This window comes from Methanothermobacter sp., from assembly GCF_030055425.1.
Classification (GTDB): domain Archaea; phylum Methanobacteriota; class Methanobacteria; order Methanobacteriales; family Methanothermobacteraceae; genus Methanothermobacter.
Genome location: NZ_JASFYE010000003.1, coordinates 65,350 through 91,664 on the forward strand (window position 1 = coordinate 65,350; position 26,315 = coordinate 91,664).

At 48.6% G+C, this 26,315-nt stretch carries 35 protein-coding genes, 3 tRNA genes and 1 other RNA gene; 25 read left to right on the top strand and 14 right to left on the bottom strand.

Translation table 11 applies throughout. The annotated features are described in order from the left end of the window. Positions 1 to 195: 195 nt before the first annotated feature. The 14 genes from QFX39_RS03960 (at position 196) to QFX39_RS04025 (ending at position 7,967) form a co-directional block, all read left to right on the top strand. Positions 196 to 765: an exosome complex RNA-binding protein Csl4 gene (locus QFX39_RS03960; protein WP_300477683.1), complete on the top strand. Its 570-nt coding sequence runs from the start codon at positions 196 to 198 to the stop codon at positions 763 to 765. Between the two features lie 13 nt (positions 766 to 778). Further along, positions 779 to 1,036 (top strand): DNA-directed RNA polymerase subunit L, encoded by a 258-nt coding sequence (locus tag QFX39_RS03965; protein WP_300477684.1) that lies wholly within the window; start codon positions 779 to 781, stop codon positions 1,034 to 1,036. An 8-nt stretch (positions 1,037 to 1,044) separates the two neighbouring features. Next, positions 1,045 to 1,644 carry a DUF99 family protein gene (locus QFX39_RS03970; protein WP_300477685.1) on the top strand — a complete coding sequence of 200 codons (600 nt, stop codon included), beginning with the start codon at positions 1,045 to 1,047 and terminating at the stop codon, positions 1,642 to 1,644. A 9-nt stretch (positions 1,645 to 1,653) separates the two neighbouring features. After that, positions 1,654 to 2,073, top strand: a complete 420-nt coding sequence (locus tag QFX39_RS03975) for an NUDIX hydrolase (RefSeq protein ID WP_300477686.1) — start codon at positions 1,654 to 1,656, stop codon at positions 2,071 to 2,073. Between the two features lie 78 nt (positions 2,074 to 2,151). Next, positions 2,152 to 2,466 carry a transcription factor S gene (locus QFX39_RS03980; RefSeq protein ID WP_147671368.1) on the top strand — a complete coding sequence of 105 codons (315 nt, stop codon included), beginning with the start codon at positions 2,152 to 2,154 and terminating at the stop codon, positions 2,464 to 2,466. 48 nt (positions 2,467 to 2,514) lie between these two features. Next, positions 2,515 to 2,943 (top strand): hypothetical protein, encoded by a 429-nt coding sequence (locus QFX39_RS03985; protein ID WP_300477689.1) that lies wholly within the window; start codon positions 2,515 to 2,517, stop codon positions 2,941 to 2,943. 51 nt (positions 2,944 to 2,994) lie between these two features. Beyond that, entirely contained in the window at positions 2,995 to 3,729 is a 735-nt protein-coding gene (pcn, locus tag QFX39_RS03990) for a proliferating cell nuclear antigen (pcna) (protein WP_147671369.1), read from the top strand. A 19-nt stretch (positions 3,730 to 3,748) separates the two neighbouring features. Next, positions 3,749 to 4,423 carry a DNA replication complex GINS family protein gene (locus QFX39_RS03995; RefSeq protein WP_300477691.1) on the top strand — a complete coding sequence of 225 codons (675 nt, stop codon included), beginning with the start codon at positions 3,749 to 3,751 and terminating at the stop codon, positions 4,421 to 4,423. 142 nt (positions 4,424 to 4,565) lie between these two features. After that, positions 4,566 to 4,844: a 50S ribosomal protein L44e gene (locus QFX39_RS04000; protein ID WP_013296475.1), complete on the top strand. Its 279-nt coding sequence runs from the start codon at positions 4,566 to 4,568 to the stop codon at positions 4,842 to 4,844. Positions 4,845 to 4,858: 14 nt separating this feature from the next. Then, positions 4,859 to 5,038: a 30S ribosomal protein S27e gene (locus tag QFX39_RS04005; RefSeq protein ID WP_013296474.1), complete on the top strand. Its 180-nt coding sequence runs from the start codon at positions 4,859 to 4,861 to the stop codon at positions 5,036 to 5,038. A 14-nt stretch (positions 5,039 to 5,052) separates the two neighbouring features. After that, positions 5,053 to 5,832 carry a translation initiation factor IF-2 subunit alpha gene (locus QFX39_RS04010; protein WP_300477693.1) on the top strand — a complete coding sequence of 260 codons (780 nt, stop codon included), beginning with the start codon at positions 5,053 to 5,055 and terminating at the stop codon, positions 5,830 to 5,832. Then, positions 5,829 to 5,993 carry an RNA-protein complex protein Nop10 gene (locus QFX39_RS04015; RefSeq protein WP_013296472.1) on the top strand — a complete coding sequence of 55 codons (165 nt, stop codon included), beginning with the start codon at positions 5,829 to 5,831 and terminating at the stop codon, positions 5,991 to 5,993. The genes QFX39_RS04010 and QFX39_RS04015 overlap by 4 nt, the downstream gene beginning before the upstream one ends. Positions 5,994 to 6,004: 11 nt before the next feature. Further along, on the top strand, positions 6,005 to 6,778 hold the full coding sequence (locus tag QFX39_RS04020; protein ID WP_147671372.1) for a proteasome assembly chaperone family protein: 774 nt from the start codon (positions 6,005 to 6,007) through the stop codon (positions 6,776 to 6,778). Positions 6,779 to 6,806: 28 nt separating this feature from the next. Then, on the top strand, positions 6,807 to 7,967 hold the full coding sequence (locus tag QFX39_RS04025; protein WP_300477696.1) for a TIGR00375 family protein: 1,161 nt from the start codon (positions 6,807 to 6,809) through the stop codon (positions 7,965 to 7,967). An 82-nt stretch (positions 7,968 to 8,049) separates the two neighbouring features. Here the strand turns inward: QFX39_RS04025 and QFX39_RS04030 are convergent. From QFX39_RS04030 to QFX39_RS04045, 4 genes are all read right to left on the bottom strand, one after another. Then, a tRNA-Arg gene (locus QFX39_RS04030) sits at positions 8,050 to 8,124 on the bottom strand. Between the two features lie 22 nt (positions 8,125 to 8,146). Then, positions 8,147 to 8,221: transfer RNA gene (locus tag QFX39_RS04035), tRNA-Arg, on the bottom strand. Between the two features lie 45 nt (positions 8,222 to 8,266). After that, positions 8,267 to 8,977, bottom strand: a complete 711-nt coding sequence (locus QFX39_RS04040; protein WP_300477697.1) for a proteasome assembly chaperone family protein — start codon at positions 8,975 to 8,977, stop codon at positions 8,267 to 8,269. Beyond that, positions 8,977 to 9,417, bottom strand: coding sequence for a PepSY domain-containing protein (locus QFX39_RS04045; protein ID WP_300477699.1), 441 nt, complete (start codon positions 9,415 to 9,417; stop codon positions 8,977 to 8,979). The genes QFX39_RS04040 and QFX39_RS04045 overlap by 1 nt, the downstream gene beginning before the upstream one ends. A gap of 240 nt (positions 9,418 to 9,657) precedes the next feature. Between QFX39_RS04045 and frhA the strand changes: the two genes are divergently transcribed. Genes frhA through frhB form a run of 4 tightly spaced genes read left to right on the top strand, consistent with a single transcriptional unit; the run spans position 9,658 to position 13,042 of the window. Continuing rightward, complete coding sequence (gene frhA, locus QFX39_RS04050) at positions 9,658 to 10,875, top strand: coenzyme F420 hydrogenase subunit alpha (RefSeq protein ID WP_300477700.1); 1,218 nt, start codon at positions 9,658 to 9,660, stop codon at positions 10,873 to 10,875. Between the two features lie 8 nt (positions 10,876 to 10,883). Beyond that, entirely contained in the window at positions 10,884 to 11,360 is a 477-nt protein-coding gene (gene frhD, locus QFX39_RS04055; protein WP_300477702.1) for a coenzyme F420-reducing hydrogenase, FrhD protein, read from the top strand. Then, positions 11,357 to 12,184, top strand: a complete 828-nt coding sequence (gene frhG, locus QFX39_RS04060) for a coenzyme F420 hydrogenase subunit gamma (RefSeq protein WP_237779205.1) — start codon at positions 11,357 to 11,359, stop codon at positions 12,182 to 12,184. Before frhD ends, frhG begins: the two co-directional genes overlap by 4 nt. Before the next feature lie 12 nt (positions 12,185 to 12,196). Further along, on the top strand, positions 12,197 to 13,042 hold the full coding sequence (gene frhB, locus QFX39_RS04065) for a coenzyme F420 hydrogenase subunit beta (protein WP_300477705.1): 846 nt from the start codon (positions 12,197 to 12,199) through the stop codon (positions 13,040 to 13,042). A gap of 23 nt (positions 13,043 to 13,065) precedes the next feature. Here the strand turns inward: frhB and map are convergent, their stop codons facing one another. Continuing rightward, positions 13,066 to 13,956: a type II methionyl aminopeptidase gene (gene map, locus QFX39_RS04070; protein WP_300477706.1), complete on the bottom strand. Its 891-nt coding sequence runs from the start codon at positions 13,954 to 13,956 to the stop codon at positions 13,066 to 13,068. A gap of 86 nt (positions 13,957 to 14,042) precedes the next feature. Between map and QFX39_RS04075 the strand changes: the two genes are divergently transcribed. The 4 genes from QFX39_RS04075 to rnpB all read left to right on the top strand — a co-directional run bounded on the left by QFX39_RS04075 (position 14,043) and on the right by rnpB (position 15,434). Then, positions 14,043 to 14,456: a hypothetical protein gene (locus QFX39_RS04075; protein ID WP_300477707.1), complete on the top strand. Its 414-nt coding sequence runs from the start codon at positions 14,043 to 14,045 to the stop codon at positions 14,454 to 14,456. A 15-nt stretch (positions 14,457 to 14,471) separates the two neighbouring features. After that, entirely contained in the window at positions 14,472 to 14,936 is a 465-nt protein-coding gene (locus tag QFX39_RS04080; RefSeq protein ID WP_300477708.1) for a hypothetical protein, read from the top strand. Between the two features lie 93 nt (positions 14,937 to 15,029). Continuing rightward, positions 15,030 to 15,104 (top strand) — tRNA-Met (locus QFX39_RS04085). Positions 15,105 to 15,134: 30 nt separating this feature from the next. Beyond that, positions 15,135 to 15,434, top strand: an RNA gene (gene rnpB / locus QFX39_RS04090) — RNase P RNA component. Between the two features lie 100 nt (positions 15,435 to 15,534). Here the strand turns inward: rnpB and QFX39_RS04095 are convergent. The 4 genes from QFX39_RS04095 to QFX39_RS04110 form a co-directional block, all read right to left on the bottom strand. Beyond that, positions 15,535 to 15,963: a hypothetical protein gene (locus QFX39_RS04095; RefSeq protein WP_300477710.1), complete on the bottom strand. Its 429-nt coding sequence runs from the start codon at positions 15,961 to 15,963 to the stop codon at positions 15,535 to 15,537. Between the two features lie 298 nt (positions 15,964 to 16,261). Continuing rightward, positions 16,262 to 17,392, bottom strand: a complete 1,131-nt coding sequence (gene dnaJ, locus QFX39_RS04100) for a molecular chaperone DnaJ (RefSeq protein ID WP_300477712.1) — start codon at positions 17,390 to 17,392, stop codon at positions 16,262 to 16,264. A gap of 81 nt (positions 17,393 to 17,473) precedes the next feature. Then, positions 17,474 to 19,315, bottom strand: a complete 1,842-nt coding sequence (dnaK, locus tag QFX39_RS04105; RefSeq protein ID WP_300477714.1) for a molecular chaperone DnaK — start codon at positions 19,313 to 19,315, stop codon at positions 17,474 to 17,476. Positions 19,316 to 19,329: 14 nt separating this feature from the next. Further along, positions 19,330 to 19,854: a nucleotide exchange factor GrpE gene (locus tag QFX39_RS04110; protein WP_300477716.1), complete on the bottom strand. Its 525-nt coding sequence runs from the start codon at positions 19,852 to 19,854 to the stop codon at positions 19,330 to 19,332. Between the two features lie 109 nt (positions 19,855 to 19,963). Here QFX39_RS04110 and QFX39_RS04115 point away from each other — a divergent pair, with 109 nt between their 5' ends. After that, positions 19,964 to 20,467, top strand: coding sequence for an ArsR family transcriptional regulator (locus QFX39_RS04115; protein WP_300477718.1), 504 nt, complete (start codon positions 19,964 to 19,966; stop codon positions 20,465 to 20,467). A 95-nt stretch (positions 20,468 to 20,562) separates the two neighbouring features. On the opposite strand, the gene hypF is transcribed toward QFX39_RS04115, so the two are convergent. Next, on the bottom strand, positions 20,563 to 22,863 hold the full coding sequence (gene hypF / locus QFX39_RS04120) for a carbamoyltransferase HypF (protein ID WP_300477719.1): 2,301 nt from the start codon (positions 22,861 to 22,863) through the stop codon (positions 20,563 to 20,565). Positions 22,864 to 23,002: 139 nt separating this feature from the next. On the opposite strand from hypF, the gene larB reads away from it, so the two are divergent. Next, complete coding sequence (gene larB / locus QFX39_RS04125) at positions 23,003 to 23,749, top strand: nickel pincer cofactor biosynthesis protein LarB (protein WP_300477964.1); 747 nt, start codon at positions 23,003 to 23,005, stop codon at positions 23,747 to 23,749. On the opposite strand, the gene QFX39_RS04130 is transcribed toward larB, so the two are convergent. Beyond that, positions 23,750 to 24,082 carry a winged helix-turn-helix transcriptional regulator gene (locus QFX39_RS04130; protein ID WP_300477720.1) on the bottom strand — a complete coding sequence of 111 codons (333 nt, stop codon included), beginning with the start codon at positions 24,080 to 24,082 and terminating at the stop codon, positions 23,750 to 23,752. Positions 24,083 to 24,392: 310 nt separating this feature from the next. On the opposite strand from QFX39_RS04130, the gene QFX39_RS04135 reads away from it, so the two are divergent. Beyond that, entirely contained in the window at positions 24,393 to 24,875 is a 483-nt protein-coding gene (locus QFX39_RS04135) for a GNAT family N-acetyltransferase (protein ID WP_300477722.1), read from the top strand. Positions 24,876 to 24,979: 104 nt separating this feature from the next. Here the strand turns inward: QFX39_RS04135 and hisE are convergent, their stop codons facing one another. From hisE to QFX39_RS04150, 3 genes are read right to left on the bottom strand one after another with little or no spacing between them, the layout of a single operon-like run. Next, positions 24,980 to 25,270: a phosphoribosyl-ATP diphosphatase gene (hisE, locus tag QFX39_RS04140; protein WP_013296451.1), complete on the bottom strand. Its 291-nt coding sequence runs from the start codon at positions 25,268 to 25,270 to the stop codon at positions 24,980 to 24,982. Then, positions 25,260 to 26,069, bottom strand: a complete 810-nt coding sequence (locus tag QFX39_RS04145) for a CBS domain-containing protein (RefSeq protein ID WP_013296450.1) — start codon at positions 26,067 to 26,069, stop codon at positions 25,260 to 25,262. Before QFX39_RS04145 ends, hisE begins: the two co-directional genes overlap by 11 nt. 1 nt (position 26,070) lies before the next feature. Further along, positions 26,071 to 26,310, bottom strand: coding sequence for a DUF504 domain-containing protein (locus tag QFX39_RS04150; RefSeq protein WP_013296449.1), 240 nt, complete (start codon positions 26,308 to 26,310; stop codon positions 26,071 to 26,073). Positions 26,311 to 26,315: the final 5 nt, after the last annotated feature.

Sequence of the window (26,315 nt, forward strand, 5' to 3'; positions counted from 1 at the left end):
ATCTTACCTGGGATCGGTGGTTCACTGAGAAGCAGACGGATAATCCTGCAGAAACCATGTTAACATCTTACAGCCATACGCTGTGAGTAACGATCGATCCTCAACTTATCATACAAAAAGCATATATATAATCAGAAAGTAATCATAACCCACTGTAACTATGAGGTATTGTTTTTACCTTCAAGAGGTGAATGGATGAAAGTTAAATCTGGGGACATCGTTTTTCCCGGAGACTTTTTAGCTGTAAGTGAAGAGGTGCTCCCCTCAGAGGGGACCTACGACGACGATGGAGAAATAAAGTCCCTTGTTGTTGGAGAGGTGGCAAGGGATGATAGGAATAAGAGCATAAAGGTAATCTCAAAGTTCAGCACACCACCCGTCCTCAGGACAGGCTCAAGGGTCATTGGAGAGGTAATAGATGTGAGGGGCCAGAGAGCCCTTGTGAGGATACACAGCATCAAGGGTAACAGGAGGGCCCTTGCAACCTACTTTGTTGGGGGCGTCCATGTCTCACAGGCAAAGAAGGGCTACCTCTCTAAACTCACAGAGGCCTTCCGGATAGGGGATATAGTGGAGGCAAGGGTTACAAAGGTTATGGGCCTTGATGGTATAGACCTCCAGACATCCTCCCGTGACCTGGGTGTCATAAAGGCCATGTGCACAAGGTGCAGGCACTTCATGGAGATTAACGGCAGGGACGAGGTGAGGTGTCCCAACTGTGAAAACAGGGAAAAAAGGAAACTATCAGCGAATTATGAAGGTTAAGGGGTAATGAAAAATGGAATTCATTCTTAACAAGAGATATGAAATGGAGATAGTGTTCGAGGGCGAAACACACACCCTCTGCAATGTACTGAGGAGCATACTGATGGAGGATGAAACCGTTAAGGCCGCGGCCTACTCCATCGACCACCCAATAGTGGGGGAACCACAGCTTTACATAAGGGCAAGGAGCCCCAAGAAATCACTCATTAAGGCAGCAGGGACTCTAATTGAGAGATGCGATGAGTTCAGGTCACTCATAGAGTCAGCCTAACTATTTTTATGGAGAACCGTAATTTCAGGCAGATAAAATCTGAGATAAGGATTCTCGGGATAGATGATGCCCCATTCACACCAAGAAGTGACGAGCACGTGCTCCTGGTGGGCACAGTCTTCAGGGGAGGGCAATGGCTTGATGGGGTCCTCACAACGAAGATAAGGGTGGATGGGGATGATGCCACAGAGAAGATAGTTGAAATGGTGAATGGCTCAAGGCACCTCAACCAGCTGAGGGTTATAATGCTGGATGGCCTTACCTTCGGCGGCTTCAACGTGGCGGATATAAATGAGATATCCTCAAGAACCGGACTCCCTGTCATAGTGGTTGTACGCAAATACCCTGACCTTGAGAGGATAAGGAGAGCCCTGAAGCACAGATTCCCTGACTGGGAGAAGAGGTGGCAGATGATAGAGGACGCCGGGGAGATCCACAGGGTAGAATCCACCGATGTGGTCTACATACAGACTGCCGGTATAGACCCGGAGGATGCAGCTGAGATTGTGAGGCTCTCAACGACCAGAAGTTCCATTCCCGAGCCCCTCCGGGCGGCACATATCATTGCATCAGGGGTTAAACTTGGCGAGTCAAGGGGCAGCGCATGAGGTATTGATATGAGGGCACCACTGCTCACAGTTGATGTGATAATAAGGTTATCAGAGGACACCCTGGTACTTGTAAGAAGGGGAAAACCCCCATATGAGGGTTCATGGGCCATTCCAGGAGGATTCGTTGAATACGGGGAAACAGTGGAGGAAGCCGCAAGGAGGGAGGCCCTTGAGGAGACAGGACTTGAGGTGGAACTGGAGGGACTTCTTGGCGTATACTCGGACCCCTCAAGGGATCCCAGGGGGCACACCGTAAGCATCTGCTTCACCGCAGCTGCTTCAGGAAGACCTGTTGGAGGATCCGATGCTGCCGAAGCCAGGGTATTCCATATTGATGATATACCCTATGATAACCTTGCATTTGACCATTCACGGATACTTGATGACTTCATAAAATCCATTAGAAACCAGAATGGAGTAAATTAAATCAAAAAAATTATAAGTGTCATTGCAGAAAAATTTTAAAAATCAAAAAATTTAGTTTCTCTTATCAGGAGGAAGAAAATGGAGTTCTGTCCCAGGTGCGGAGCTGTAATGTTTCCTGCGAAGGGAAAATTCAGCTGTCAGTGTGGCTATGAAAAGGATATCACAGATAAACTCAAGGACAAATACAACTTTTCAGAGGAAGTTGAATCAAAGGACAACGTCATATTCACAGGAGATGATGTGAGCACACTACCAACAACAAGGGTGGAATGCCCAAAATGCGGTAACATGGAGGCATTCTGGTGGCTGCAGCAGACAAGAAGGGCTGATGAATCTGAAACAAGGTTCTTCAGGTGCACCCGCTGCAAGTACACCTGGAGGGAATACGATTGAGGCATGAAGTGCTCTGCTTTAGATTCTGAAGATTGAGGACGGTTCACGATGAGCACCGAAAAAACCGGAACCAAGGATTCCGGAACTGAAAGCAAGGAGAAATCAGGGGAACTCAATTCCCTGAAGGGTTTCATATCGAGGATAAGGGAAGAAATCCAGAAGGATGAATCTGATCATGGATTCCCGGTGACACTGATAATAAGGTACCGGGATGAAATAGTCAGGTACTCAGCAATGGCCCTTGGAGCGGTCCTTATAATCGCAGGAATAATCGCAATTATCGGTTCATCAGAGAGGGTTGTGGATAATGTTGTCTCAGGTGAGAACACGGTCATTGCAGCATTCCTCATACTCACAGGTCTCCTGCTGCTGGGTGCCTCGATGGTACAGAGCATCGTAGGCAGGACCCCCCTTGAAAGGTTCTATAAACAGGTTAAGAGTGCTGAAACAGGGGAAGAGGAAAAAGAGGAAGAATAGTATATAAAGAATGACCCCAATATCTAGCTATATAGGATAAGGAGGACGAAAATGTTCAAGGCAGAATTGAATGATCCTAACATTTTAAGGACGAGCTTCGATGCCATATCATCCATCGTTGATGAGGTTCAGATACAGATCAGTGCCGAAGGCCTGCGTCTCGACGCCCTTGACAGGTCCCACATCACATACGTGCACCTTGAACTGAAATCTGAACTCTTCGATGAATACGTCTGCGATGAACCAGAGAAGATAAACGTGGATACAGAGGAACTCATGAAGGTCCTCAAGAGGGCCAAGGCAAACGACAGGGTTATACTCTCAACCGATGAGGGGAACCTTATAGTCCAGTTTGAGGGAGAGGCCGTAAGGACCTTCAAGATAAGGCTGATTGACATTGAATATGAAACCCCAAGTCCTCCTGAAATCCAGTATGAGAACGAATTTGAGGTGCCATTCCAGCTCCTCAAGGACTCAATAGCAGATATAGACATATTCTCCGATAAGATAACATTCCGTGTTGATGAGGATCGCTTCATGGCATCTGCCGAGGGAGAATTCGGAGACGCCGAGATAGAATATCTCCATGGTGAAAAAATAAGTAAACCTGCAAGGAGTGTTTACTCACTTGACAAGATAAAGGAGATGCTCAAGGCCGATAAGTTCAGTGAGACAGCAATCATCAACCTTGGAGATGACATGCCCCTTAAACTAACACTAAAGATGGCCAGCAATGAGGGAGAGCTGAGCTTCCTCCTTGCTCCAAGAATCGAGGCAGAGGAATAACTGCTGGTGAGGAATGGGGTTGGACGAATTCTTTCAGAAACTGAGGAGGATTCAGAAAAAGGAGAGAACTGAAAGCGGTCTTGCAAGGGTTGGTGATGACTTCTATGAGAGGGTCCACAGCTACCTTGAGGATCTCCTCGAGGCGGTTGGAAACGACCCCTTTGCAAAGGAACACTACCTTATAAGGGACACCCAGAGGATAGCCACCGAGATCTGCGAGAGAAGGGAGCACAAGATAACAGACAGTGCAGTGATGAACGTCCAGAGGTCATACCACCTGTTCAACGGGAAACCCCAGTTTGACCTCCAGGATACAACCCCCCTCAACATGACCCCCGAGGAGGAGGAACTCTACTTTTCACTTATAGAGACCCTGAGGGAATTCAGGGAGAAAATAATTCCTTCGATAGAACTTGATAAAGAGAAGGAACCCCGTGTAGAACCTGAAATTATCCAGAAGCGGAAGGAAAAAAATTCCAGCCACCGGGAACCTGAAACCAGGGCCAATGGACTGGATGATAAGGGAGGGGACATTGAGACTGTGCTGATATTTGAGGAGGTGCCTGCAAGAATAATGGGGGTCGATGAAAAAATTTACGGCCCATTTCGACCGCAGGACATTGTTACACTCCCATCGCTCAATGCAGATGTGTTTATAAATGCAAGGAAGGGCAGGAGGATAAGGTACTCATAAATACCATTCTCCTGGCACATTTCTGTCTGTCTGAAAGGTTCCATACAAAGGTATAAATAGAGATTTGAGATATACTAACCCAGTATAAAAAAAGTTCCAGTTATTTTAAAGGCTTACTTTTTCACTTAAGAGGTGATTAGATATGAAGATTCCCAAGGAAAGAAGAACTTACTGTCCAAACTGTAGAAAGCACACAGTTCACGAGGTACTTGAATCAAAGAGAAGAAAGGCAAGTGAACTCAAATGGGGTCAGAGGCAGTTCAGACGTGTAACAGCCGGTTACAGGGGTTACCCACGTCCACTCCCCTCAGGTAACAAACCCGTCAAGAAACTTGACCTCAGGCTCAAATGCAAGGAATGTGGAAAATCACACATCAAGAAAAGGTCCTTCAGGGCTGGAAGAGTTGAATTTGTAGCCTAGGGGTGATATGTGTGATGTTCTACAATACGAAAGGTAATTTTCTCCGGGTTAAATGCATGGACTGTGGAAACCAGCAGGTGGTCTTTGACAGGGCAGCCTCATACGTCCAGTGTATAATCTGCGGTAAAACACTTGTTGAGCCAACAGGAGGAAAATCAAAGATCAAAGCCCAGATTCTAGAGGTCCTGGATTAATCTAGGTGTTTTTCATGGTAAGAAGAAAAAATGAATGGCCTGAAGAGGGTGAACTGGTGGTTGGGACCGTTCACAAGGTCCTCAACTACGGCGCCTTCGCAACCCTGGAGGAATATCCAGGGAAGGAGGCTTTCATTCACATATCCGAGGTATCCTCTGGATGGGTTAAGAATATAAGGGACTTCGTAAGGGAAAACCAGAAGATAGTCGCCAGGGTCCTCCGTGTGAACCCCAGGAAGGGGCACGTGGATGTTTCCATGAAGAGGATAAGGGAGGACCAGCGTACAAAGAAGATCCAGGCCTGGAAGATAGAGCAGAAGGCTGAAAAGTTCCTTGAACTGGCAGCAAAGGACCTGGGAAAGGACCTTGACACAGCCTATGAGGAGGTCGGATACGAACTCATGGACATATTCGGCGACCTCTACGGTGCATTTGAAACCGCTGCAGAGGAGGGTGAAAAGGCACTTCTGGAGGAGGGAGTCCCAGAGGACTGGGCCGCTGCCATAACAGAGGTGGCCAAACGTAACATAACACCCCCCGAGGTTCAGATCACAGGATATGTTGATATAAAGTCCTATGCACCCAACGGTGTTGAAATAATCAGGAAGGCCCTTAAATCCGCCCAGGATGAGGGCATAACCGTCCAGGCCGTCGGGGCCCCCAGGTACAGGCTGATAGTGAAATCAACAGATTACCTCAAGGCCGAGAAACAGCTCAAGGAAGCGGCCCAGAGGTGCATAGATATAGTGGAAAAAGAGGGTGGAGAGGGAGAATTCCTCCGTGAACTGACATGAAGATGAGAAGATGCCGTTCATGCATGGAGTACACCCTTAGGGATGTATGCCCCCGCTGCGGCGGATCAACAGGGGTTGTTTATCCCCCAAAATTTTCCCCTGAGGACAGGTATGGCGAATACCGGAGAAGACTCAAAAGAGAGGTTTTACTTGAGAAGTAGTGGTGAATAAAATGAGGGAAACAACCATAAACATTCTGGAGGATGTTGAACTTTCCAGCCCGGTTTTCATTGAGGCGCTTCCAGGGATAGGGCATGTCGGGAAACTCGCCGCTGACCATATAATTGATGAACTCCAGGCGGTCAGGTTCGCTGAACTCTACTCTCCATCATTCCCACCACAGGTTCTGGTAGATGAGAATGGCATAGTTGAACCCATGAAGAACGAGTTTTACTACCTCAGGGAGGCTGGTGAGGATAAAAGGGATTATATAATACTTGTTGGAAACACCCAGGGCCTTTCACCTGAGGGCCAGTATGAGATCTGCGGTATGATACTCGACTTTGTTGAGGGCTACGGTGTTGAAAGAATATACACCCTTGGGGGACTTGCAACCGGCCAGCCTGTTGATAAGGCAAGGGTTTACGGTGCGGCCACGGATATGGAACTTGCTGAGAGCCTTAAAGAGCATGATGTTATCCTTCGCTCTGCCGATGGAGGTATAATAGGTGCATCGGGACTGCTCCTTGGAATGGGAAGGATGAGGGGTATGCGTGGAGTTTGCCTCATGGGTGAAACACCAGGCTACTTCATAGATGCGGAGGCTGCAAGGGCGCTTCTTGAGGTGCTCCTTGAGATGACAAAGCTCCAGGTTGACCTTGAGAAACTCGAGGAGCGTGCAGAGGAGACACGGAAGATGATCTCCAGGGCCCAGCAGATGGAGCAGGAGATGATTGACAGGATGAATCTCAAGCCCGGCGAGGAGGACCTCCGTTACATAGGATGATTCTCAATTATTTTTTCTGGCTGATTAAATGATTTTAAATGCCGATCTACATATACACAGCTGTTTTTCAAGGGCAACATCCCGTAACATGGTCATTGAGACAATAGCGCCCCAGGCAAAACTCAAGGGCCTCCATATCGTGGGAACAGGGGACGCATTCCACCCCGGCTGGAGAAAAATCATTGAGGAATCCACTGAATACGCAGGGGATGGTGTGTATGCGCGGGATGAGTGCAGCTTCATAATAACCGCGGAGGTTGAGGACTCAAGGAGGATTCACCACCTCATAATACTCCCATCCCTGGAGGCTGCAGAGGAGATGGGGGAGAGGATGCCCTCAACCAGCAGCTCAGATGGAAGGCCCAGGGTGCGGATGAACGGGGCCCAGATACTTGAAATGGTACATGAATACGATGGTATCGCTGGTCCTGCACATGCCTTCACCCCCTGGACCAGCATGTACAAATCATATGACAGCTACATGGACTGCTACGGAAAAAGGCCGGATTTCCTTGAACTGGGACTCTCTGCGGACACTGAAATGGCAGATAAGATATCTGAACTTGCAGACATACCCTTCCTAACGAATTCAGATGCCCATTCACCCTGGCCCCACAGGCTTGGGAGGGAATTCAACCAGCTTGAAATGGATGACGTATCCTTCACATCCCTCAAAAGGTCAATCAGAAAGTGCAGGATCAGGGCAAACTATGGCCTGGACCCCCGCCTTGGAAAGTACCATATGACTGCCTGTACAAGGTGCTACAGAATTTACAGCCCTGAAGAGGCACTTCAGATGAAGATGAAATGCCCCTGCGGAGGCAGGATCAAGAAGGGGGTTGACTACAGGATCTATGAACTTTCAACCTGGGATGAGCCACACCATCCACCACACAGGCCGCCGTATGTCCATATCATGCCCCTTGCAGAGATAATAGGGATGAAGTATGGTAAGGGTGTCACAACAAAGTTCGTGCAGGGCATCTGGGAGGGCCTTGTGGGGGAGTTCGGGACAGAGATCGATGTTCTTCTTAGCGCCCCCATTGAGGATATTGGAAGGATCGATGCCGGTGTTGCGGTGGCAGTTGAGGCCTTCAGGGAGGGTTCACTCACCGTGATACCAGGTGGCGGGGGTAAATATGGTGAGATAAGGTTCCCTGCCGAGACACTTGACGCATACTTCAGGTAAATTTATAATCAACGGAAAATGACTTTTTATTTAAAAGCTACCTTTATAAGTCAACCCTTAAAATCAGAATAGAAAATGTGAGCGGACCCGCCGGGATTTGAACCCGGGACCTTCAGATTAGGAGTCTGATGCCCTATCCTGGCTAGGCTACGGGCCCCTCCGTACTCACCTGTTTTTAGCGGACCCGCCGGGATTTGAACCCGGGACCTTCGGATTAGAAGTCCGACGCCCTATCCTGGCTAGGCTACGGGCCCTACCAAAAGAGTAAAAAGATATTGGATCTCTTCATATATAAACTTTTACATGTATATGGGTGTTTCTGCCTCCCCCTGAACGGTCTCTGCGAGCTTCTTGAGGCGTGACTCGATGGCCTGGGCCTCCTGTAGGAGTGGCTCGGGGTTAACATTTGTACCCAGCATCTCGTTTAGAACCTCAACAACACTTGCAGCGGCCCTGGGATCGGGGTAGGGGTTGAGTATCTCTGCAAAGAGGCATGAGGCAGGTATATCCTTAACAGCGCACCTTGTAAGCAGTGTCCCTGAAATACCGTTGAGGTTACCGAAGGGGACTATGGGTATTCCGAGATCTGCGAGTCTCTGGATGACCTCCTGACTGTTACCTGCACCTGCAACCGGCTGTGACTTTTCACGGACAACCATGCTGTTGAAGGTTATGAGTTCCCTGCTGTTGTTGCGGGTCATCCAGTCCACAATTGCGTTTGTCATGTCATAGACCACTGCAGGCGGAAGGATGAAATCCGATAGGAAGAGCACTATCCCATCCCCCTCATATATCCTGAAGGGGTGTATTGCGACCCCCTTGTAGAGAACCGCAAGTGGAGGGAAGTACTTGGAGTCAATGTACCCTATCTCCTTCATTTTGAGGTCCTCAACAAGTAACCATCCCAGGATGTTACCTATTAATCCCACACCAGGGGAGCCCTCAAGGACAACGGCATCCTCAACATCCTCCGCATAAATTGTACAGCATTCGGTTTCTGTTTTTATCATCATGGCGCACCACCAGCCCCTCCAAGGTTTTCGCCTGTGATGGGGTCAATGTAGATCTCCCCAACGGCCTGGCCGTTAATCTCTACGGGCACAATGTAAACCCTTTTACCGTTTAACGTGACAAGCCTTGGGGTCCCTGCAGTGGCACCCTCCTGTTTTATGTACTTCTGCGCGATGCTCTTGGCCTCTGAAGATGAGATCTTCACATTCATATCTGAAGCCCCACCTGAACCTGAACCACTGCCACCCTGAGATGATGTGGTTGAGGGGGATTCACTGTGGACGCTTGACTCACCCTGCTGTGGCCCCTGGCTCTGACCGCCCTGGGGGTTGGTGAACTTCCACAGTGTTTCGGAATTCTGACTCACCTGATAACCTGCTGCAACAGCTCCAATTATCAGGACTATTGCCACTGATGCTAGGATCTTTGAGTTTATCATCAACTCACCTTCTCGCGTGTTTGACAGCACATATGGACTATGTGGGTACATATATAAATAAATATTCAGTATTACTGAATGAAAAATTAATATTATAAAGTAGATTTTCTACTAATAATAATTCACTTACAACATAATATAAATAGTTTTCACTTTTTTTATAATTGAAAAACTTATAACATTTAAAAATAGTTATAATATTGAAGGTTTTTTGAACTTTAAAAACAAGAGGTGATACATTTGAGCGAAAGGATTGTTATATCGCCGACATCACGACAAGAAGGACATGCAGAACTTGTCATGGAAGTCGATGATGAAGGAATCGTGACAAAGGGGCGATACTTCAGTATTACTCCTGTCAGGGGCCTTGAGAAAATAGTGACAGGTAAAGCACCTGAAACAGCTCCAGTCATTGTCCAGAGGATATGCGGAGTGTGTCCCATACCTCACACACTGGCTTCCGTTGAGGCAATAGACGACTCCCTTGACATTGAGGTTCCAAAGGCAGGAAAACTCCTCAGGGAACTGACACTGGCCGCACACCACGTAAACAGCCATGCAATCCACCACTTCCTCATAGCACCCGACTTCGTGCCTGAAAACCTGATGGCCGATGCCATAAACTCAGTCTCCGAGATAAGGAAAAACGCACAGTACGTAGTTGACATGGTTGCAGGTGAGGGTATCCACCCATCAGATGTGAGGATAGGTGGAATGGCCGACAACATAACAGAACTTGCAAGAAAAAGGCTATACGCAAGGCTCAAACAGCTCAAACCAAAGGTTGATGAACACGTTGAACTCATGATTGGCCTCATCGAGGACAAGGGCCTTCCAGAAGGTCTTGGTGTCCACAACCAGCCCACACTCGCAAGCCACCAGCTATACGGTGACAGGACAAAATTCGACCTTGACAGGTTCACCGAGGTAATGCCAGAAAGCTGGTACGATGACCCTGAAATAGCCAAGAGGGCCTGCTCAACAATACCACTCTACGATGGAAGAAACGTGGAGGTCGGCCCAAGGGCAAGGATGGTTGAATTCCAGGGCTTCAAGGAAAGAGGTGTTGTGGCACAGCACGTTGCAAGGGCACTTGAGATGAAAACCGCACTCTCAAGGGCAATAGAAATACTGGATGAACTCGACACATCAGCACCTGTAAGGGCAGACTTCGATGAGAGAGGTACAGGTAAACTGGGTATAGGTGCAATAGAGGGTCCAAGGGGACTTGACGTGCACATGGCCAAGGTTGAGAATGGCAAGATCCAGTTCTACAGCGCACTTGTCCCAACAACCTGGAACATCCCAACAATGGGTCCCGCAACCGAAGGATTCCACCATGAATACGGACCACATGTTATACGTGCATACGACCCATGTCTCTCATGCGCAACACACGTGATGGTTGTTGATGATGAGGACAAATCAGTGATTAAAAACGAAATGGTCAGAATCTAGGGAATAACATGCCATACGACGCTGAGATTCTAGTGGTGGGCTGTGGAAACATCCTTTTCAAGGACGATGGATTCGGCCCAGAGGTTATCAAGGCCCTTGAAGAATACTTCAGGGATAAGGAAAAACCAGAAAATGTAATGTTCATAGACGCTGGAACTGGCGGTCCACACTTTGTCTTCTCACTCCCACATGAACAGTGGAAGAAGATGATAGTTGTGGACGTTGTTGAATTCAATGCAGAACCCGGAACCCTCAGAAAATTCGAGGTAACTGAGATTCCAAAGGGATCCTATGAGAATATGCACACATGGCCAGTGAGCCAGCCCCTCCATGAACTCAGTGAAAAAATTGACGTTGTGGTAATTGGGTGTAAACCCGAGGAGATATCAGCTCCCAATGTGGAAATGGGCCTCACACCCCCGGTAAAGAAGGCTATTCCCAGGGCCATTCAGATGATCTTAGAGGAGATTGGGGTTTCTAAATGAGTTTAATCGCCCGAATCAAAAGATTTTTAGGATTGGAGGCTGAAGCTAAGAGGGAAGAACCCGAAAAGGAAAAATCGGAACCTGTTGGAGCTTCAAAAGAGGAGGTTGAAAAAGTGGCTGAAGAAAATGCAAAACCAAGAATAGGTTACATTCACCTGAGTGGATGTACCGGAGACGCCATGTCGTTAACTGAAAATTACGACATTCTCGCAGAACTGCTCACCAATATGGTGGACATAGTATATGGACAGACCCTGGTGGATCTCTGGGAGATGCCAGAGATGGACCTGGCCCTTGTGGAGGGTTCCGTCTGTCTGCAGGACGAACACAGCCTGCACGAACTCAAAGAACTCAGGGAGAAGGCTAAACTGGTCTGTGCATTCGGTTCATGCGCAGCAACAGGCTGCTTCACAAGGTACTCAAGGGGTGGCCAGCAGGCACAGCCATCACACGAGTCCTTTGTACCGATAGCCGACCTCATAGATGTGGACCTTGCACTGCCAGGATGCCCACCATCACCTGAAATAATAGCAAAGACCGTTGTTGCACTTCTCAACAATGATATGGATTACCTGCAGCCAATGCTGGACCTTGCAGGTTACACCGAAGCATGCGGATGCGACCTTCAGACAAAGGTCGTGAACCAGGGTCTCTGCATTGGATGCGGAACATGTGCAATGGCCTGCCAGACAAGGGCCCTTGATATGACCAATGGAAGGCCGGAACTGAACAGTGACCGCTGCGTGAAATGTGGAATCTGCTACGTGCAGTGCCCAAGAAGCTGGTGGCCAGAAGAACAGATCAAAAAGGAGTTAGGGCTATAGGAGGCTGGAAAAATGGTTTTAGGTACTTACAAGGAAATTGTTTCCGCCAGATCAACTGACAGGGAGATTCAGAAACTAGCCCAGGACGGGGGAATAGTCACAGGTCTTCTAGCTTACGCCCTTGATGAGGGTATCATTGAGGGTGCAGTTGTTGCAGGTCCCGGTGAGGAGTTCTGGAAACCACAGCCAATGGTTGCCATGAGCTCAGATGAACTCAAGGCAGCAGCCGGTACCAAGTACACATTCTCACCCAACGTGATGATGCTCAAGAAGGCTGTCAGACAGTACGGTATAGAGAAACTCGGTACAGTTGCCATACCCTGCCAGACAATGGGTATAAGGAAAATGCAGACCTACCCATTTGGTGTCAGGTTCCTTGCAGATAAGATAAAGCTGCTGGTAGGTATATACTGCATGGAAAACTTCCCGTACACATCACTCCAGACCTTCATCTGCGAGAAACTCGGAGTAAGCATGGAACTCGTTGAGAAGATGGATATAGGTAAAGGGAAGTTCTGGGTATACACCCAGGATGATGTCCTCACCCTCCCACTCAAGGAGACCCATGGATACGAGCAGGCAGGATGCAAGATCTGTAAGGACTACGTGGCTGAACTTGCAGACGTCTCAACCGGTTCAGTGGGGTCACCTGATGGATGGTCAACCGTCATAACCAGGACAGACGCAGGGGACTCAATATTCAGGCAGGCAGTTGAAGCAGGCCTATTTGAGACAAAACCAATAGAGGAAGTTAAACCTGGCCTGGGGCTGCTTGAAAAACTTTCTGCACAGAAAAAGGAAAAAGCAGAGAAGAACATCGCCGCAAGGAAGGAGATGGGATTACCAACACCATTCTAATCCCATCAACCTATTTATTATTTCTATTCTGTTATCACGGTGCACCCATCACCCTCAACGATGACCGTATGCTCCCACTGTGCCACGGTGGCACCGCTCTTCTCCCGGAGCACATGGTAGGGGTAGATGGCCCTTGACTGTATCAGGAGCCTCATGGAGGCGCTGAGCCTTTTTGCTTCAAAGTACTCCTCAAGCCATCTCTCTGCAAATGGAAGGGAATGGTACTCCTCCCGGATCTTACTGAGGACCCTCCTTGCATGGACAAGTCGAAGGGGTCTTTCACGGAGGAACCTGAATATGTGGGTCTGGGGCATGTCTGTAACAATCCCCACACCATCGGTTGCGAAGGGCTCAATTGCAAGCACATCCCCCTCCTCGAGTTCATGGGGATTGTTTTCCCTTATGTTGGGTATTGAAAGCCCTGAGTGGAGTATCCACCTGTCCATGCTGTGACCTGTAAGGTTTGACACTGGCTTCATACCATGGGACTCTATCGTCTCCTGGATAACACGACCAATCTCACCAACCTCAACACCAGCCCTTATGGTGGAGATGGCATTCTCAAGGGCCTCCCTTGCAGCATCCATCATTCTGTAGCAAGTATCACCCACATCACCCACAGGGACTGTGATGGCTGTGTCGGCTATGAACCCATCCACATGGGCCCCGAGGTCAAGCTTAACAAGGTCACCTTCTGATATTATGCTTTCATCACCTGGAGGGGAGGTGTAGTGTGCGGTGACCTCATTGATGGATACATTGCAGGGGAACGCCGGTTCACCACCCCTGCTTCTGATACCATCCTCAACGTAATTCACGAGTTCTATTACTGGCAAACCATCCCTTATGATATCTGAAGCTTCTTTTCGAACCTCTGATACAATTTTACCTGCCTTCAAGTATGATTCGATCATCGTTACCACTTAACTGAGTTCTGATACTTATTTAAATAAGGAGTTATATATTATTTCCAGCAGATAATACTTCAAGGGGGAGCTATATGGCGAGCACCGCAACAATACCTCAGAACATCCTGTGGCTTATAATATCCATCCTGGCTTTTGTGACAGTTATCATTGTGGCTATACAGTGGAGGAGGGTTAGGGAATCCCAGAACGACATCCAGCTTCTTGAAAAGCAGATCGAACTTAAAAAGATATCCCTTGTTGAGAACGACCTGCAGGCAAAGCGCCTGATGGAGACAACCATACCTCTCCCCAAGGACAAGCAGGAGAAACTGGCTGCCATAAGGAAGAACACATCTGAGATAATGCATGAGGTGGGTTATCTTCAGAGTGAGATAAGTGAGAGGCTTGCACTCCTTGAGGCAAGAACAGAGTTCAGGAAACTGGAGAGGATGCTGAGGGATATTGAGAAGAAGGAAGCAGAACTCAATGCAAAACTTAAAAAATGATCTGGAGGTTTTAATGTGGGACCGGTGGAGCTTCTTGCAATCCTGATACTTGCAGGGGCCATAATTGTCCTGATATACTACTACCTGATGGAATCAGGGAACATGGCACCGGTAACGAGAGTTTACGGTGCCTTTGAAAAACCAGGTGAAGGGAGGGAAGGTTACATGGCAGGTGTTGGAGAGAAGGTTTCAGATGTCAGTGACAGGATAATGGGCAAGGTAAGGGAGGTTCCCATAAGCACGGATGTCATCTCAAACAAGATAGACGCATTCCTTAATGAGAAGAGCGATGAACTCATAGAGGACTGGGCACTGGCCACCAAGGATGATATATCTGACCTTGAGAAGAGGCTTGAACTGGTATCAAGGAACATAGATGAACTGGAGCACCGCTTCAACGAGTACAGGGGCTACACCAACAAGAAGCTTGAGTCCCTTGACAGGAGACTCAGGAAGCTTGAGGAGAAGGAGGAAGAATAGAAAACCTCAAAGCTATTATTATTTTAAAGTTTGATGGAGTAAAACCAGACGTCACCACAACCTTTATATATTAAAATAACAAATCTAATGTTTAGCGGGGTGGGGTAGTCTGGTGATCCCGCGGGGCTCATAACCCCGAGATCCCTAGTTCAAATCTAGGCCCCGCTATCAGTTTTTATTCTCATGTTCATCTATCGGGCAAGCCGGAGGGCAGCTGACGGTCCATTTTTGGGCTGAGGAAACTCCACCCATCATACAGAACCGCGGTGCCGTGAGGCATCAGCTGAGAGGCTGGACCCTGGAGCAGAAACGACACGTCTTCTGGTGGATGATAATGAAGCTTCACCCTTAAAGGAGCAGACTGACACCAGGAGGACCGGTGAAACGGCCATTCCGCGGGATGCAAGGACAAATACTGCCTGTGATTACTGTAGGAGGCAGAGGTAGTCCGCCGAGATGAATGCTGCCGAAACAGAAGGTGGGTTACTCCCGGCATGCCCTTTATCAATATTCAGCCTGGCATTATATCTTACAAGTGCGTTACCTGTTGAATTTACTGAAACTACTGTGCGCAGAAGTTCGGTGAGTTTCACATCTTTTAGGGACCTTTAACTCTTATTTTCTCAATGTAGACGACCTTTATCATGGGAAGTTCTTTATTTTTGAGTTCAGGTGTGGTTGTGTCCTCTGCAGGGTAGAAGTATTCGCCGTAGACCCTTATTCGGTCTCCAGTTTTTATTGGGGTTGTTCCGGCGTAGCTTAGGAGTATGTACTCTGGCGTGGTGTTGATCTTGAGGGCAATGAAGGTTTCCTGCGGCCTGACACCATATGACTCACTCTTTTTATACACCGTTCCCTCAACCCAGACCCTCTGACCATTGAGGGCATATGGATCCTCCCCTGAAGTGGAAAGGTCAAGTAAACTGCACTCCTCCTTATATCTAGCGGCTTCAGCGCCGGTTAGGGGTTGAGGAAGATCATCCCCACCGGATGGAAGGGGGACACCCTCTGTAAGGAGCTCACTCACACAGTAACTACAACGAAACCAGCAAGAATGCCGAGAATCAGAAAATAACTCTTTTTCATTTGATCATTCCCTGAAATCTGCTGCTATTTTCCTTAAAATTAGAATAATTGCAGGATTTTCCATTCTTCACCTCAAAGTTTATAGTAACTTTAAGGAAAAAGATAATATAAATATTACGGTAGTTCTTAAAGTGGTCCATTGTCTGAGGTTCACCGGATCAGTAAAAGCTAAAAATATTGTAAAACAGGGTTTAGTGGATTATTGTATCCTTAAACTTAGATGAGGTGGGGGATGGTAGTTAGTGGATTATGGCATCCTTGACCTTATCAAAGAATCCCTTATCCTCGTGGATCTCATCCCCACTGATACTTGCAAATTCCCTGAGGAGTTCCTTCTGCCTTGGGCTCAGCTTTCTTGGTGTTACAACCTTGACCTTCACGTAGAGGTTTCCGTACCCATTCCACTTCAGGTGGGGCATCCCGTGCCCCTTGACGCGGAAGGTTGTCCCACTCTGGGTTCCTGCGGGTATCTTCAATTGCACTGGCCTGTCGAGGGTTGGAACCTCCACGGTGTCACCCAGGGCGGCCTGTACGAAACTTATCGGCTTCTCTGTGTAGAGGTTTGCCCCCTCCCTCCTGAAGATACTGTGGGGTTTGACCTTGATAACCACGTAGAGGTCCCCTGGTTCCCCACCACGAAGACCCATCTCCCCCTCACCGGGGATCCTGAGTCTGGATCCTGTCTCAACGCCTGGGGGAACCTTCACGTGGATTGTGCTGGTTTTTCTGACAACTCCCTTACCGTTACAGTTGCTGCAGGGCTTTTCAACAATGGTTCCCTCCCCCTGACAGTCAGGGCATGTCGTTATGTTCATCATCTGCCCGAGGAGGGTGTTACGCACCTGCCGCACCTGCCCGCTACCCCCACAGGTGGAGCAGGTCCTTGTACCGGTACCTGGCTCGGCCCTGCTCCCATGACACACCGGACACTTCTTTGTGTGTGGGACCCTTATATCTGTTTCAAGGCCACTGTAGGCATCCTCAAGACTTATCTCAAGGGTGTAGGTGAGGTCAGCACCTCTCTGGGGGCCATGTCTCCTTCCCCCACCGAAACCGAACATGTCGAAGATGTTCCCTATATCAAATCCCAGGCCGCTGAATATGTCCTCAAAGTTTATGTTGTTGAATATATCCTCCTGACTGAAGCCCTCCATACCTGCATGGCCGAACTGGTCGTACCTTCTCCTCTTCTCATCATCAGAGAGGACCGCGTAGGCCTCACTTATCTCCTTGAACTTTTCGGCAGCATCAGGGTCGTCGCTGACGTCGGGGTGGTACTTCCTTGCAAGCCTCCGGTAGGCCTTCTTTATCTCCTTCTTATCGGCACCCCTATCCACACCGAGAACCTCATAGTAGTCACGCTTAGCCATCGATTTTCACCTGGTATAGAATCTGGAAGTGATCAGCTAAAAATAGTTGCACATAAGAGAATAAAAAGGGTGGGGGAGGCCTCAGTTCTTGACCTCGAAGTCAGCATCTATGGTGTCGTCGCCCTGGTTTTCACCCTGTGATGCTGTGTTCTCTGCCTGCTGCTGGGCAGCCTGCTGGTATATAACCGCCCCGATTTCCTGTACCGTCTTTGTGAGTTCCTCGGTCTTTGATTTGATGGCCTGGACATCGTCACCTGCTATGAGTTCCCTTAGTTCACTGACCTGTTTTTCAACCTCTTCCTTCTTATCTGATGGCACCTTATCTCCAAGTTCCTCGAGGGTCTTCTCGGCGGTGTAGATCATTGAATCGGCGTTGTTCCTTATCTCGATTTCCTCCTGTTTTCTCCTGTCCTCCTCGGCGTGTTTTTTGGCCTCCTCTATCTTCTGTTTTATCTCCTCCTCTGAGAGTTTGTTGGGTGCTGTTATTGTTATGGCCTGTTCCTTACCTGTTCCAAGGTCCTTTGCTGATACGTTCAGTATACCGTTTGCGTCTATATCGAAGGTCACCTCTATCTGGGGCACTCCACGTGGCGCTGGGGGTATTCCCACCAGCTGGAACCTTCCAAGGCTTGTGTTGTCTGCGGCCATGGGCCTCTCACCCTGCAGGACGTGTATGTCCACGGAGGTCTGGTTGTCTGCCGCTGTTGAGAATATCTGGCTCTTCTTTGTGGGTATGGTGGTGTTCCTCTCTATGAGCTTGGTGAAGACCCCTCCGAGGGTTTCTATACCCAGGGACAGTGGTGTCACGTCAAGCAGTACAAGGTCCTTTATCTCCCCTGCAAGGACACCGCCCTGTATGGCTGCACCCATGGCAACACACTCCATGGGGTCTATTCCCCTCTCCACGGGTTTTCCTATGAAGTCCTCAACGAATTTCTGGACTATGGGCATCCTTGTGGGTCCACCGACCAGTATTATTTTATCCACATCCTCCCTGGTCATCTTGGCGTCCTTCAGTGCCTGTTCCATTGGCCCTGCACATCTCTGAACGATAGGATCAACCAGTTCCTCCAGTTTTGCCCTTGTGATGGTCTTTATGAGGTGTTTGGGGCCGTCCTGGGCCACGGTGATGTAGGGGAGGTTCACCTCGGTTGTGAGGGTTGTTGAAAGTTCTATCTTGGCCTTCTCAGCAGCCTCCCTAAGCCTCTGAACTGCCTGGTCGTCCTCCATGAGGTCTATGCCGGTCTCCTTCTTGAATTCATCGGCGAGGTAGTTCATTATCGCGTTGTCCATGTCGGTTCCACCAAGCTGGGTGTCACCGCTGGTTGATCTAACCTCGAATACGCCCCCACCGAATTCCATGATTGTAACGTCCAGTGTACCTCCACCCAGGTCGAAGACCATGATGACCATGTCCTCGTCTTCCTTGTCAAGGCCGTAGGCGAGGCTTGCTGCTGTTGGCTCGTTGACGAGTCTTACAACGTCGAGCCCTGCTATGGTACCTGCATCCTTGGTGGCAGTCCTCTGGTTGTCGTCGAAGTAGGCGGGTACTGTGATGACGGCCTTCTTTATCTCCTCACCCAGGAAGGCCTCTGCGTCCTTCTTGATCTTCTGGAGGATGAATGCTGATATCTCCTGTGGTGTGTACTCCTTACCCTGGACCTTCACCTTTCTGTCTGTACCCATACTCCTTTTTATGGCTGTTATGGTGTTTTCAGGGTTTGTGACTGCCTGACGCCTTGCAGGTTCACCCACAAGCATCTGGCCGTCCTCTGTGAATGCAACGCAGCTTGGGAAGGATTTACCGTACTGTGAAGCCCCCTCTGCGCTGGGTATGATGGTTGGTTTTCCACCTATAAGTACTGCTGCTGCAGAGTTACTTGTTCCAAGGTCAATACCTAGAATTTTTTCTTTTTTTGCCACATGATCACCTCAAATCAGCTTTTCTTACATACCTTGACGATTGAATGTTTTATTATCCTGTCGTTGAGTCTGTAACCCCTTGATAACTCCTCTATTATGATTCCATCATCGTATTCGTCATGGTTCTCAACCATAACTGCCTCGTGGAGGAATGGATCGAATTTCTCCCCCTCGGCGGGTATCTCACTCAGACCCTCCTTCCTGAGTGTGTCCCTGAATTTCCTGTAAATGACCTCCAGGCCGTCACCATCATTCTCCCGGTTTTCAAGGGCCCTTTCGAGGTCCTCGTATACGTCCAGGAGGTTCAGTATGAGCTTCTCATTTGCATTTTTTATGAGTTCCAGCTCCTGTTTTTCCTTCTGTTTCTTGTAGTTTTCAAAGTCTGCCTGGAGTCTCTGGAGGTGTGAGACGTATTCGTTGAGTTCATCTTCCTTAACCGCGAGTTCACTTTCAAGTTCTTCCAGTCGTTTTTTAAGTTTCTTCAGTTCATCCTCACAGTTATTGGATGGTTTAGAATCAGTTTTTTTCTCTTCGCACATTGCTTCACCTTTCATTTTTTTACAGAAATTAAAGTTACCAGAGGTTACCTATAACCTTATAGCTATTATACTTACAAAAGGTTATATAAACCTTTCGACATACCATACCATGATGAGAGAAAAATCCACCGAAGAACGGAACATGGAAGTTATACTTGATGTTATGGGCTGCAAGACCCGGAGGGAGATCATAAACCTCCTCCGTGAGGAGCCCAGATTTGTCAGTGAAATATCAAAGGAACTGGATATTGGCCAGAAGGCCATAATAGAGCACCTCAGGGCGATGGAGGAGGCAGGGATTTTAAGCTCCTTCTTCAAAAAGATAGAGAGGGGAAGGCCCCGCAAATATTATGATATATCAAGGGACATCCACATCAGCATAACCATAAACAGGAACAACTTCAGGGTGGATGTGGTGGATGACCTCCTCCGGAGAAAACAGCTCCCCCCAGGTGACGAATGGTCCAGACTGCTTAACATCGAAAATAAGATAATGAACGGTCAGTGGGAGGCCATTGAGGAGTTGAAGAACCTCATAAGGCTTTACGACCACCTCAAGAAACGGGCCGAGGACCTCCTTCGCGAGGCAGAGATGAGAAGGAAGATGGATTAGTTCCAGGTCGGCTTTTTTGCATTTATTTGAGGTCCGTAGGGGCAGTTCCTGAGACACCAGATTCCATTTCATGGAGGGCACCAGAGGACCTGTAGCTATTTCCTGTATTCGAGTGCAGCTGCAACCGCCTGCCCAAGGGACACTGAACCATCACCTGCACATGAATTTCTGTGCTGAATGAAACTGTAACCCCTCTCTTTAACGTAATCCCTCACCGCAAGGCTTATGGCCTCATTGTAGAAAACACCACCCGTTCCCCCTATAACCCCAACTCCGAGATCCTCAGCTGCAAGCACAGCCATCTCTGCAAGTCCCTCTGCAACGGCTCGCTGGGCTGCATGGGCTATCTCCGCCCTCTTCTCACCGGATTCCAGAAGATCCATGACATCCATGAGTAGGCCTGATGTATCAAGGAGGTACCTCTTATCCCTCCTAAGGATTCTGAAGGGTATTCTGAGTTTTCCTTTAGCCCTGAAGGCAGCTGATTCAAGTTTCATGGCACATTCACCCTCGTAAGTTCGCATTCCGCATACTCTGAGGGCTGCTGAAATTGCGTCAAGGACTCTGCCGGTGCTGCTGCTTATGCCTGTGTTGAGCCCAGCTTCCATCTGTTTTAATACAACATCAATCTCCCTTTCACCGTGGGGGAAGTAATCCAGGTACCTTTCAATGAAAAGTTCACGGATGTCCCCATCATAGAGGTCCAGGAGCATTGAGAGCAGCATCCTTACAGGGTACCTTGTTGCAAGGTCACCTCCAGGCATCTTCTGGGGCATGAGGCTCCCAACCCTTGAATATTCGGGGCCGTGGCAGTGGAGGATCTCACCACCCCATGAAGTGCCATCTGCACCGTAGCCAACACCGTCTGCGGCTATACACACACATTCACCAACACCATTATCGAGCATGAGTGCCAGGGCGTGGGCATGGTGGTGCTGGACCCTCAGGATGTCTGCAGAGAACCTTTCAGAGAGTTCCTCTGCATAGGACGTTGTCAGGAACTGGGGGTGGAGGTCACAGGCTATTACATCCACGGATTCTGCGCCGGTTATACCCATGAGGTAATTCACCGCGTCCTTGAGGAATAGGAGGGTGTCATACCTTGATGTGTTGCCTATGTGCTGTGATACATAGCACTGGCCCCCCTTAAGGACAGAGAAGGTTACATCAAGTTCAGGTCCAAGGCAGAGGGCCGATAGATTCTCTGATAGATGCGTGAGGTCATAGGGTTCAGGTGCGTAACCCCTGGACCGCCTTATGAAGGCCATCTCCCCACCCCTGAAGCGGACAACAGAGTCATCGCAGCGGTTTATGATTTTACGGTCATGGAGAAGGAAGTAATCGGCTATACCCTCAAGGCCCCTGAGTATCTCACTGTTCCTGATGAACATGGGGTCCCCTGGTTTATTGGCTGAGGTCATGACATAGGCCGGGGCCGCGGTGTACCTGAAGAGTACATGGTGCATACCAGAGTAGGGTAACATAACCCCTATGTTGTGGAGGCCCGGCGCAACTGAGGATGCCAGGGGGTAGTCACTGTTTTTATTCAGGACAACTATGGGCCTTCGCCTGGAGGTTAGGGCCTTCTCCTCTGCTTCAGATATGCATGCATAGACCTTCACTGAGGGAACATCAGGGGACATGCAGGCGAATGGCTGGCTGGGCCTTCCAAGCCTTGAGCGAAGTTTCATCACGGCATCCTCATCGTCTGCCCGGCAAACCAGGTGAGTGCCCCCTATACCCTTAACCGCGAGTATTTCACCCTCATCAAGAAGTTCTGCAGCCATTTTCAGGGGGTTATCTGTTTCAATAACATCTTCACGCCACAGGAATGGCCGGGGACCGCATACCGGGCAGCATGTTGCCTCTGCATGGTACCTCCTGTCGAGGGGGTTGAGGTACTCCTCCATGCAAGAGCTGCAGAGGGGGAATTCACGCATACTGGTCCTCTCACGGTCATAGGGAATGGATTCAATCACGGTGAACCGGGGCCCGCAGTCTGTACATGCGGTGAAGGGGTAGAGGTAACGTCTGTTATCCTTATCCATCATCTCCTCAAGGCACCTGCTGCAGGTTGCAACGTCTGCAGGTATCACAGATGTCCCTGATGACTCTGATGAGCTCTCCTTTATACTGAAATCGGTGAAGGATGGACTGTCGATGGCGGTCATCTCATTGTTTATCCTGGTTATCCTTGAAATGGGGGGTTTTTCTGCCTTAAGACGCTGTATAAATCCTTTTATTCTATCTTCATCTCCTTCAAGGACAATTTCAACGAGGTTTCCCATGTTCCTGACGTATCCTTTAAGTCCGAGTTCGTGTGCAAGCCTGTAGACGGCTGGCCTGAAGCCAACCCCCTGCACTATTCCCTCAACAGTGAGCTGGGCACGGTACATTCTATCTCCTTTAAGGATTTTCACAGACGACAGTTCAGTGTATAATTCTGGGATTATTCATGAATTTATACAGATGACAGTTCAGTGCATCATGCTAAGATTATATTCATGAACTTATAATAATTAGGTAGTGATGTCAGTGAGATCGATTTTAAGGAAACTCCTAAAGGGCGAAATCTCGGTTGAGGAGGCAGAAAGGGCGATTGAATCGGCCCAGCTTAAACTGGATAGGGTCAGGTTTGATATACTGCGTGAGAAAAGAACAGGTTTTCCTGAGGCGGTATTTGCACCTGGAAAAAGTGATGAGGATATAATTAACATTATAAAAACTGTTGGGGATGTTATTGTAACAAGGCTCCCCCCTGAAAGGGCTGAGAGGATCATGGATGGGCTGGATCCTGGAGATGATTACACCGCCGATTACCATGAAACGGCCAGGGTGCTTGCTGTGAGGTCAGGGGAACCTGAAAGGCTGGGGAGGATAGGCATACTTTCTGCGGGAACATCAGATATACCCGTTGCAGAGGAGGCAAGGGTGGTTGCAGAGGAGTCTGGCTGTGAGGTTCTCACTGCATATGATGTTGGGGTTGCCGGCATCCACCGGCTCCTTGAACCACTGCAGGACATGCTTGAATCAGATGTTAAGGTGCTGATTGTTGTGGCTGGCATGGAGGGGGCGCTTCCCTCTGTGGTCGCGGGCCTTGTTGATGTGCCGGTTATAGGTGTTCCAGCATCAGTTGGTTACGGGGTCGGTGAGGGCGGTTTTACGGCACTCAACTCCATGCTACAGTCTTGCTCCCCGGGGATAGGGGTTGTCAATATAGATAACGGTTTCGGGGCCGCTGTACTTGCGGTCAAAATACTGAGGGCCTTTGCAGGTGATTGATCATTTTTCGTGTGTACCATACCTCTTGCCCCATTCACAGAGCTCGTCGAGGATGGGTATGACTGACTTTCCCTTTTCAGTGAGGGAGTACTCAACCCTGGGGGGCACCTCAGGGTATACAATGCGGTTTATGAGGCCGTTTGCCTCAAGTTCACGGAGGGTCTTGGTGAGCATCCTCTGTGTTATCCGGGGTATCTTCCGGTTTATCTCACTGAAGCGGAGCTTACCATCCTTGAGGGCGCAGAGGACAAGGGACTTCCATTTACCCCCTATTTCATTAATGGCTGCCTCAACAGAGCATATGTAGTCGTCATCATCCATGGTATCATCCATGTAATCCAGTATACTTTATGTGTGTATATACAGTTTATGTAAGTACATCATTTAAATACTTTAAGTTACTTTATTATAGTAAAGAAGGTTGAGAGGTGAAATCATGCTTGTGAACTTTGATCTGCAGCACTTCTGCTGTGGCCCCAAGGGCTGCCAGATAGAGATTGAATACGGCGAAATGCTCGACGCAGAGCAGTAATTATTTTTTTAACTACCCCCATTTTTTCACAGCGCCCCCATCTTTTTATTATTTCTAATTATAAAGTACTCATGTCCAGGAAATCAATAACTATTCAATGAAGATGGTACTATGGATATTGTTCAGTTCGAACCCCGATTCTCGGGCACTGTAGGAAGGCTCATCTATGAGACTGACCGGCAACTCTTTGAACTCTTTTTCAAAAATCCCGAGGGGGCTCTGGAAAAACTTCTAAGGAATGGTGTCTGCTGGCACCCTGAGAGAATAATCATGGCAGCCAGTGAAGGAGAGGTTCTCGGTGTTCTGGCCTATGACCTTGAAGGCAGTGAATCTGGAGTTATTGATTTATTCAGAAAGCTGGGACCCATAGATGCCCTGAGGGTCATGATGATGGACCTCATTGACTCCCTGAGCACCCGGAAGGTTGAGGATGGGGACCTCTACATAGCATCCCTTGCTGTCGCACCTGAGGCGAGGGGGCAGGGTGTTGGTTTCAGGCTCCTCCAGGAGGCCCAGATGATTGCAGAGGAGAGGGGTCTTGATAGGCTCACACTGGATGTCTCACCCACAAACACCCCTGCCCTGAACCTTTAAGGTAAGTTTGGATTCAGATTCACAGGTAAAAAGGAGATAAAAATTTTAAAAAGAGAATTCCACCAGATGGAACTACCACTTCACTGAGGTAACTCTATTGTTAGTTATTTTCTTCTTGCAGCAAACTCCTCAAGCAGGCTCTCAAAGGGAATCCCCTTGTATACAAGAAGGAGAAGTGTGTGGAATATCAGGTCAGCAGACTCCTCCACAAGGCGCTCATTGTTCTTTGAGGCTATTATCACCTCCGCAGCCTCCTCACCGATCTTTTCAAGTATCTTATCCTCGGCCCTTTTCTCATCATCCGTCATGAGCCTGGAGGTGTAGGAGTCCACCGGGTTATCGCGACGGTCCTCAAGTACAGCGTAGATTTCCCTTAAAATTCCCTCATCCACCATTCTTCTTACCTGCCATAGCCTTTCTCATGCTGGTTGTTATCGCAATCAGGGGGTGCTGGGCGTCGTCTATAACCTCAATGTCGTCCAGAGTATAAACGCCGTTGAGGTCCGCTGTCTTCTCCATACCCAGCTTCATGTCCTTCTTGATATCGATGACATATGAGTCTATCTCCTTGCAGCCCAGCCTGTAGGATGCCAGGGTCCTGTGGTGACCATCGACCAGGACATACCTGTCACCTGTCTTCACAACTATTGTGGGCTCTGCAAGCCCCCTTTTAATTTCATAGGTTCTTCCCTGGAGTTCATCGGCGTATACCTTGCTCTGGGTGGGCCGCAGCTTTTCGATGGGGACCTTCATCCGTTTAACCTCAGGTTTAACACCATAGAGCTGTTCAAGGGTCTTCTTGAAGTAGTTAACCTTCATGGGGGTGGAACGTTCAATATGGGATCTCACAATGTCGGTGTTTGTTATTATACCCACAAGTTTACCTTCCTTATCTATGACAGGCAGTCTTGAGATCCCCATCCTGAACATTACCCTTGCAGCGTCATTGAGGGACATATCCTGGTCTGCAACCACCACATCCCTTGACATGATCTCTGATACTGTTTTGACCCATGGTTTTATGAGGAGGTCAAATGCAGTCACCATCCCGATCACGGTACCGTTGTCCTTGACAGGAAACCCGTCGTGACCTGTTTCCTTCATGAGTTTGATGATCTCCGCGGTTGACGTGTCTGAGGAGACCGTTATAACGTCCCGGGTCATGTAATCCTTCACAAGTGCCTTATTGCTCATCCTATCCCTTCTTCTGTTTTTTCCAGATGAAACTGTTATCGCAGACTATTTTAACCACACGATGGTAGGGTATCGATGCACCATTACTCAGCACAAGGAAGCCCCTTTCGAGTCTTTCAATATCTGACCCCTGAACTGTTTTGAGGTTCCTCTGGGCCCCTCTGTGGATGTAACTTATCCTGCACCTTTTAATATCCCATTTAGGATGCCACATAAGAAGATCCAGGACGTTCTTGGCCATGCACC

What these genes read in the sequence shown, in the direction of transcription:
- QFX39_RS03960 (WP_300477683.1), top strand. Translation starts at nt 196, where the DNA reads ATGAAAGTTAAATCTGGGGACATCGTTTTTCCCGGAGACTTTTTAGCT.
- QFX39_RS03965 (WP_300477684.1), top strand. Translation starts at nt 779, where the DNA reads ATGGAATTCATTCTTAACAAGAGATATGAAATGGAGATAGTGTTCGAG.
- QFX39_RS03970 (WP_300477685.1), top strand. Translation starts at nt 1,045, where the DNA reads ATGGAGAACCGTAATTTCAGGCAGATAAAATCTGAGATAAGGATTCTC.
- QFX39_RS03975 (WP_300477686.1), top strand. Translation starts at nt 1,654, where the DNA reads ATGAGGGCACCACTGCTCACAGTTGATGTGATAATAAGGTTATCAGAG.
- QFX39_RS03980 (WP_147671368.1), top strand. Translation starts at nt 2,152, where the DNA reads ATGGAGTTCTGTCCCAGGTGCGGAGCTGTAATGTTTCCTGCGAAGGGA.
- QFX39_RS03985 (WP_300477689.1), top strand. Translation starts at nt 2,515, where the DNA reads ATGAGCACCGAAAAAACCGGAACCAAGGATTCCGGAACTGAAAGCAAG.
- pcn (WP_147671369.1), top strand. Translation starts at nt 2,995, where the DNA reads ATGTTCAAGGCAGAATTGAATGATCCTAACATTTTAAGGACGAGCTTC.
- QFX39_RS04000 (WP_013296475.1), top strand. Translation starts at nt 4,566, where the DNA reads ATGAAGATTCCCAAGGAAAGAAGAACTTACTGTCCAAACTGTAGAAAG.
- QFX39_RS04005 (WP_013296474.1), top strand. Translation starts at nt 4,859, where the DNA reads ATGTTCTACAATACGAAAGGTAATTTTCTCCGGGTTAAATGCATGGAC.
- QFX39_RS04010 (WP_300477693.1), top strand. Translation starts at nt 5,053, where the DNA reads ATGGTAAGAAGAAAAAATGAATGGCCTGAAGAGGGTGAACTGGTGGTT.
- QFX39_RS04015 (WP_013296472.1), top strand. Translation starts at nt 5,829, where the DNA reads ATGAAGATGAGAAGATGCCGTTCATGCATGGAGTACACCCTTAGGGAT.
- QFX39_RS04020 (WP_147671372.1), top strand. Translation starts at nt 6,005, where the DNA reads ATGAGGGAAACAACCATAAACATTCTGGAGGATGTTGAACTTTCCAGC.
- QFX39_RS04025 (WP_300477696.1), top strand. Translation starts at nt 6,807, where the DNA reads ATGATTTTAAATGCCGATCTACATATACACAGCTGTTTTTCAAGGGCA.
- QFX39_RS04040 (WP_300477697.1), bottom strand. Translation starts at nt 8,977, where the DNA reads ATGATAAAAACAGAAACCGAATGCTGTACAATTTATGCGGAGGATGTT.
- QFX39_RS04045 (WP_300477699.1), bottom strand. Translation starts at nt 9,417, where the DNA reads ATGATAAACTCAAAGATCCTAGCATCAGTGGCAATAGTCCTGATAATT.
- frhD (WP_300477702.1), top strand. Translation starts at nt 10,884, where the DNA reads ATGCCATACGACGCTGAGATTCTAGTGGTGGGCTGTGGAAACATCCTT.
- frhG (WP_237779205.1), top strand. Translation starts at nt 11,357, where the DNA reads ATGAGTTTAATCGCCCGAATCAAAAGATTTTTAGGATTGGAGGCTGAA.
- frhB (WP_300477705.1), top strand. Translation starts at nt 12,197, where the DNA reads ATGGTTTTAGGTACTTACAAGGAAATTGTTTCCGCCAGATCAACTGAC.
- map (WP_300477706.1), bottom strand. Translation starts at nt 13,956, where the DNA reads ATGATCGAATCATACTTGAAGGCAGGTAAAATTGTATCAGAGGTTCGA.
- QFX39_RS04075 (WP_300477707.1), top strand. Translation starts at nt 14,043, where the DNA reads ATGGCGAGCACCGCAACAATACCTCAGAACATCCTGTGGCTTATAATA.
- dnaJ (WP_300477712.1), bottom strand. Translation starts at nt 17,392, where the DNA reads ATGGCTAAGCGTGACTACTATGAGGTTCTCGGTGTGGATAGGGGTGCC.
- QFX39_RS04110 (WP_300477716.1), bottom strand. Translation starts at nt 19,854, where the DNA reads ATGTGCGAAGAGAAAAAAACTGATTCTAAACCATCCAATAACTGTGAG.
- QFX39_RS04115 (WP_300477718.1), top strand. Translation starts at nt 19,964, where the DNA reads ATGATGAGAGAAAAATCCACCGAAGAACGGAACATGGAAGTTATACTT.
- hypF (WP_300477719.1), bottom strand. Translation starts at nt 22,863, where the DNA reads ATGTACCGTGCCCAGCTCACTGTTGAGGGAATAGTGCAGGGGGTTGGC.
- QFX39_RS04130 (WP_300477720.1), bottom strand. Translation starts at nt 24,082, where the DNA reads ATGGATGATACCATGGATGATGACGACTACATATGCTCTGTTGAGGCA.
- QFX39_RS04135 (WP_300477722.1), top strand. Translation starts at nt 24,393, where the DNA reads ATGGATATTGTTCAGTTCGAACCCCGATTCTCGGGCACTGTAGGAAGG.
- hisE (WP_013296451.1), bottom strand. Translation starts at nt 25,270, where the DNA reads ATGGTGGATGAGGGAATTTTAAGGGAAATCTACGCTGTACTTGAGGAC.
- QFX39_RS04145 (WP_013296450.1), bottom strand. Translation starts at nt 26,069, where the DNA reads ATGAGCAATAAGGCACTTGTGAAGGATTACATGACCCGGGACGTTATA.
- QFX39_RS04150 (WP_013296449.1), bottom strand. Translation starts at nt 26,310, where the DNA reads ATGGCCAAGAACGTCCTGGATCTTCTTATGTGGCATCCTAAATGGGAT.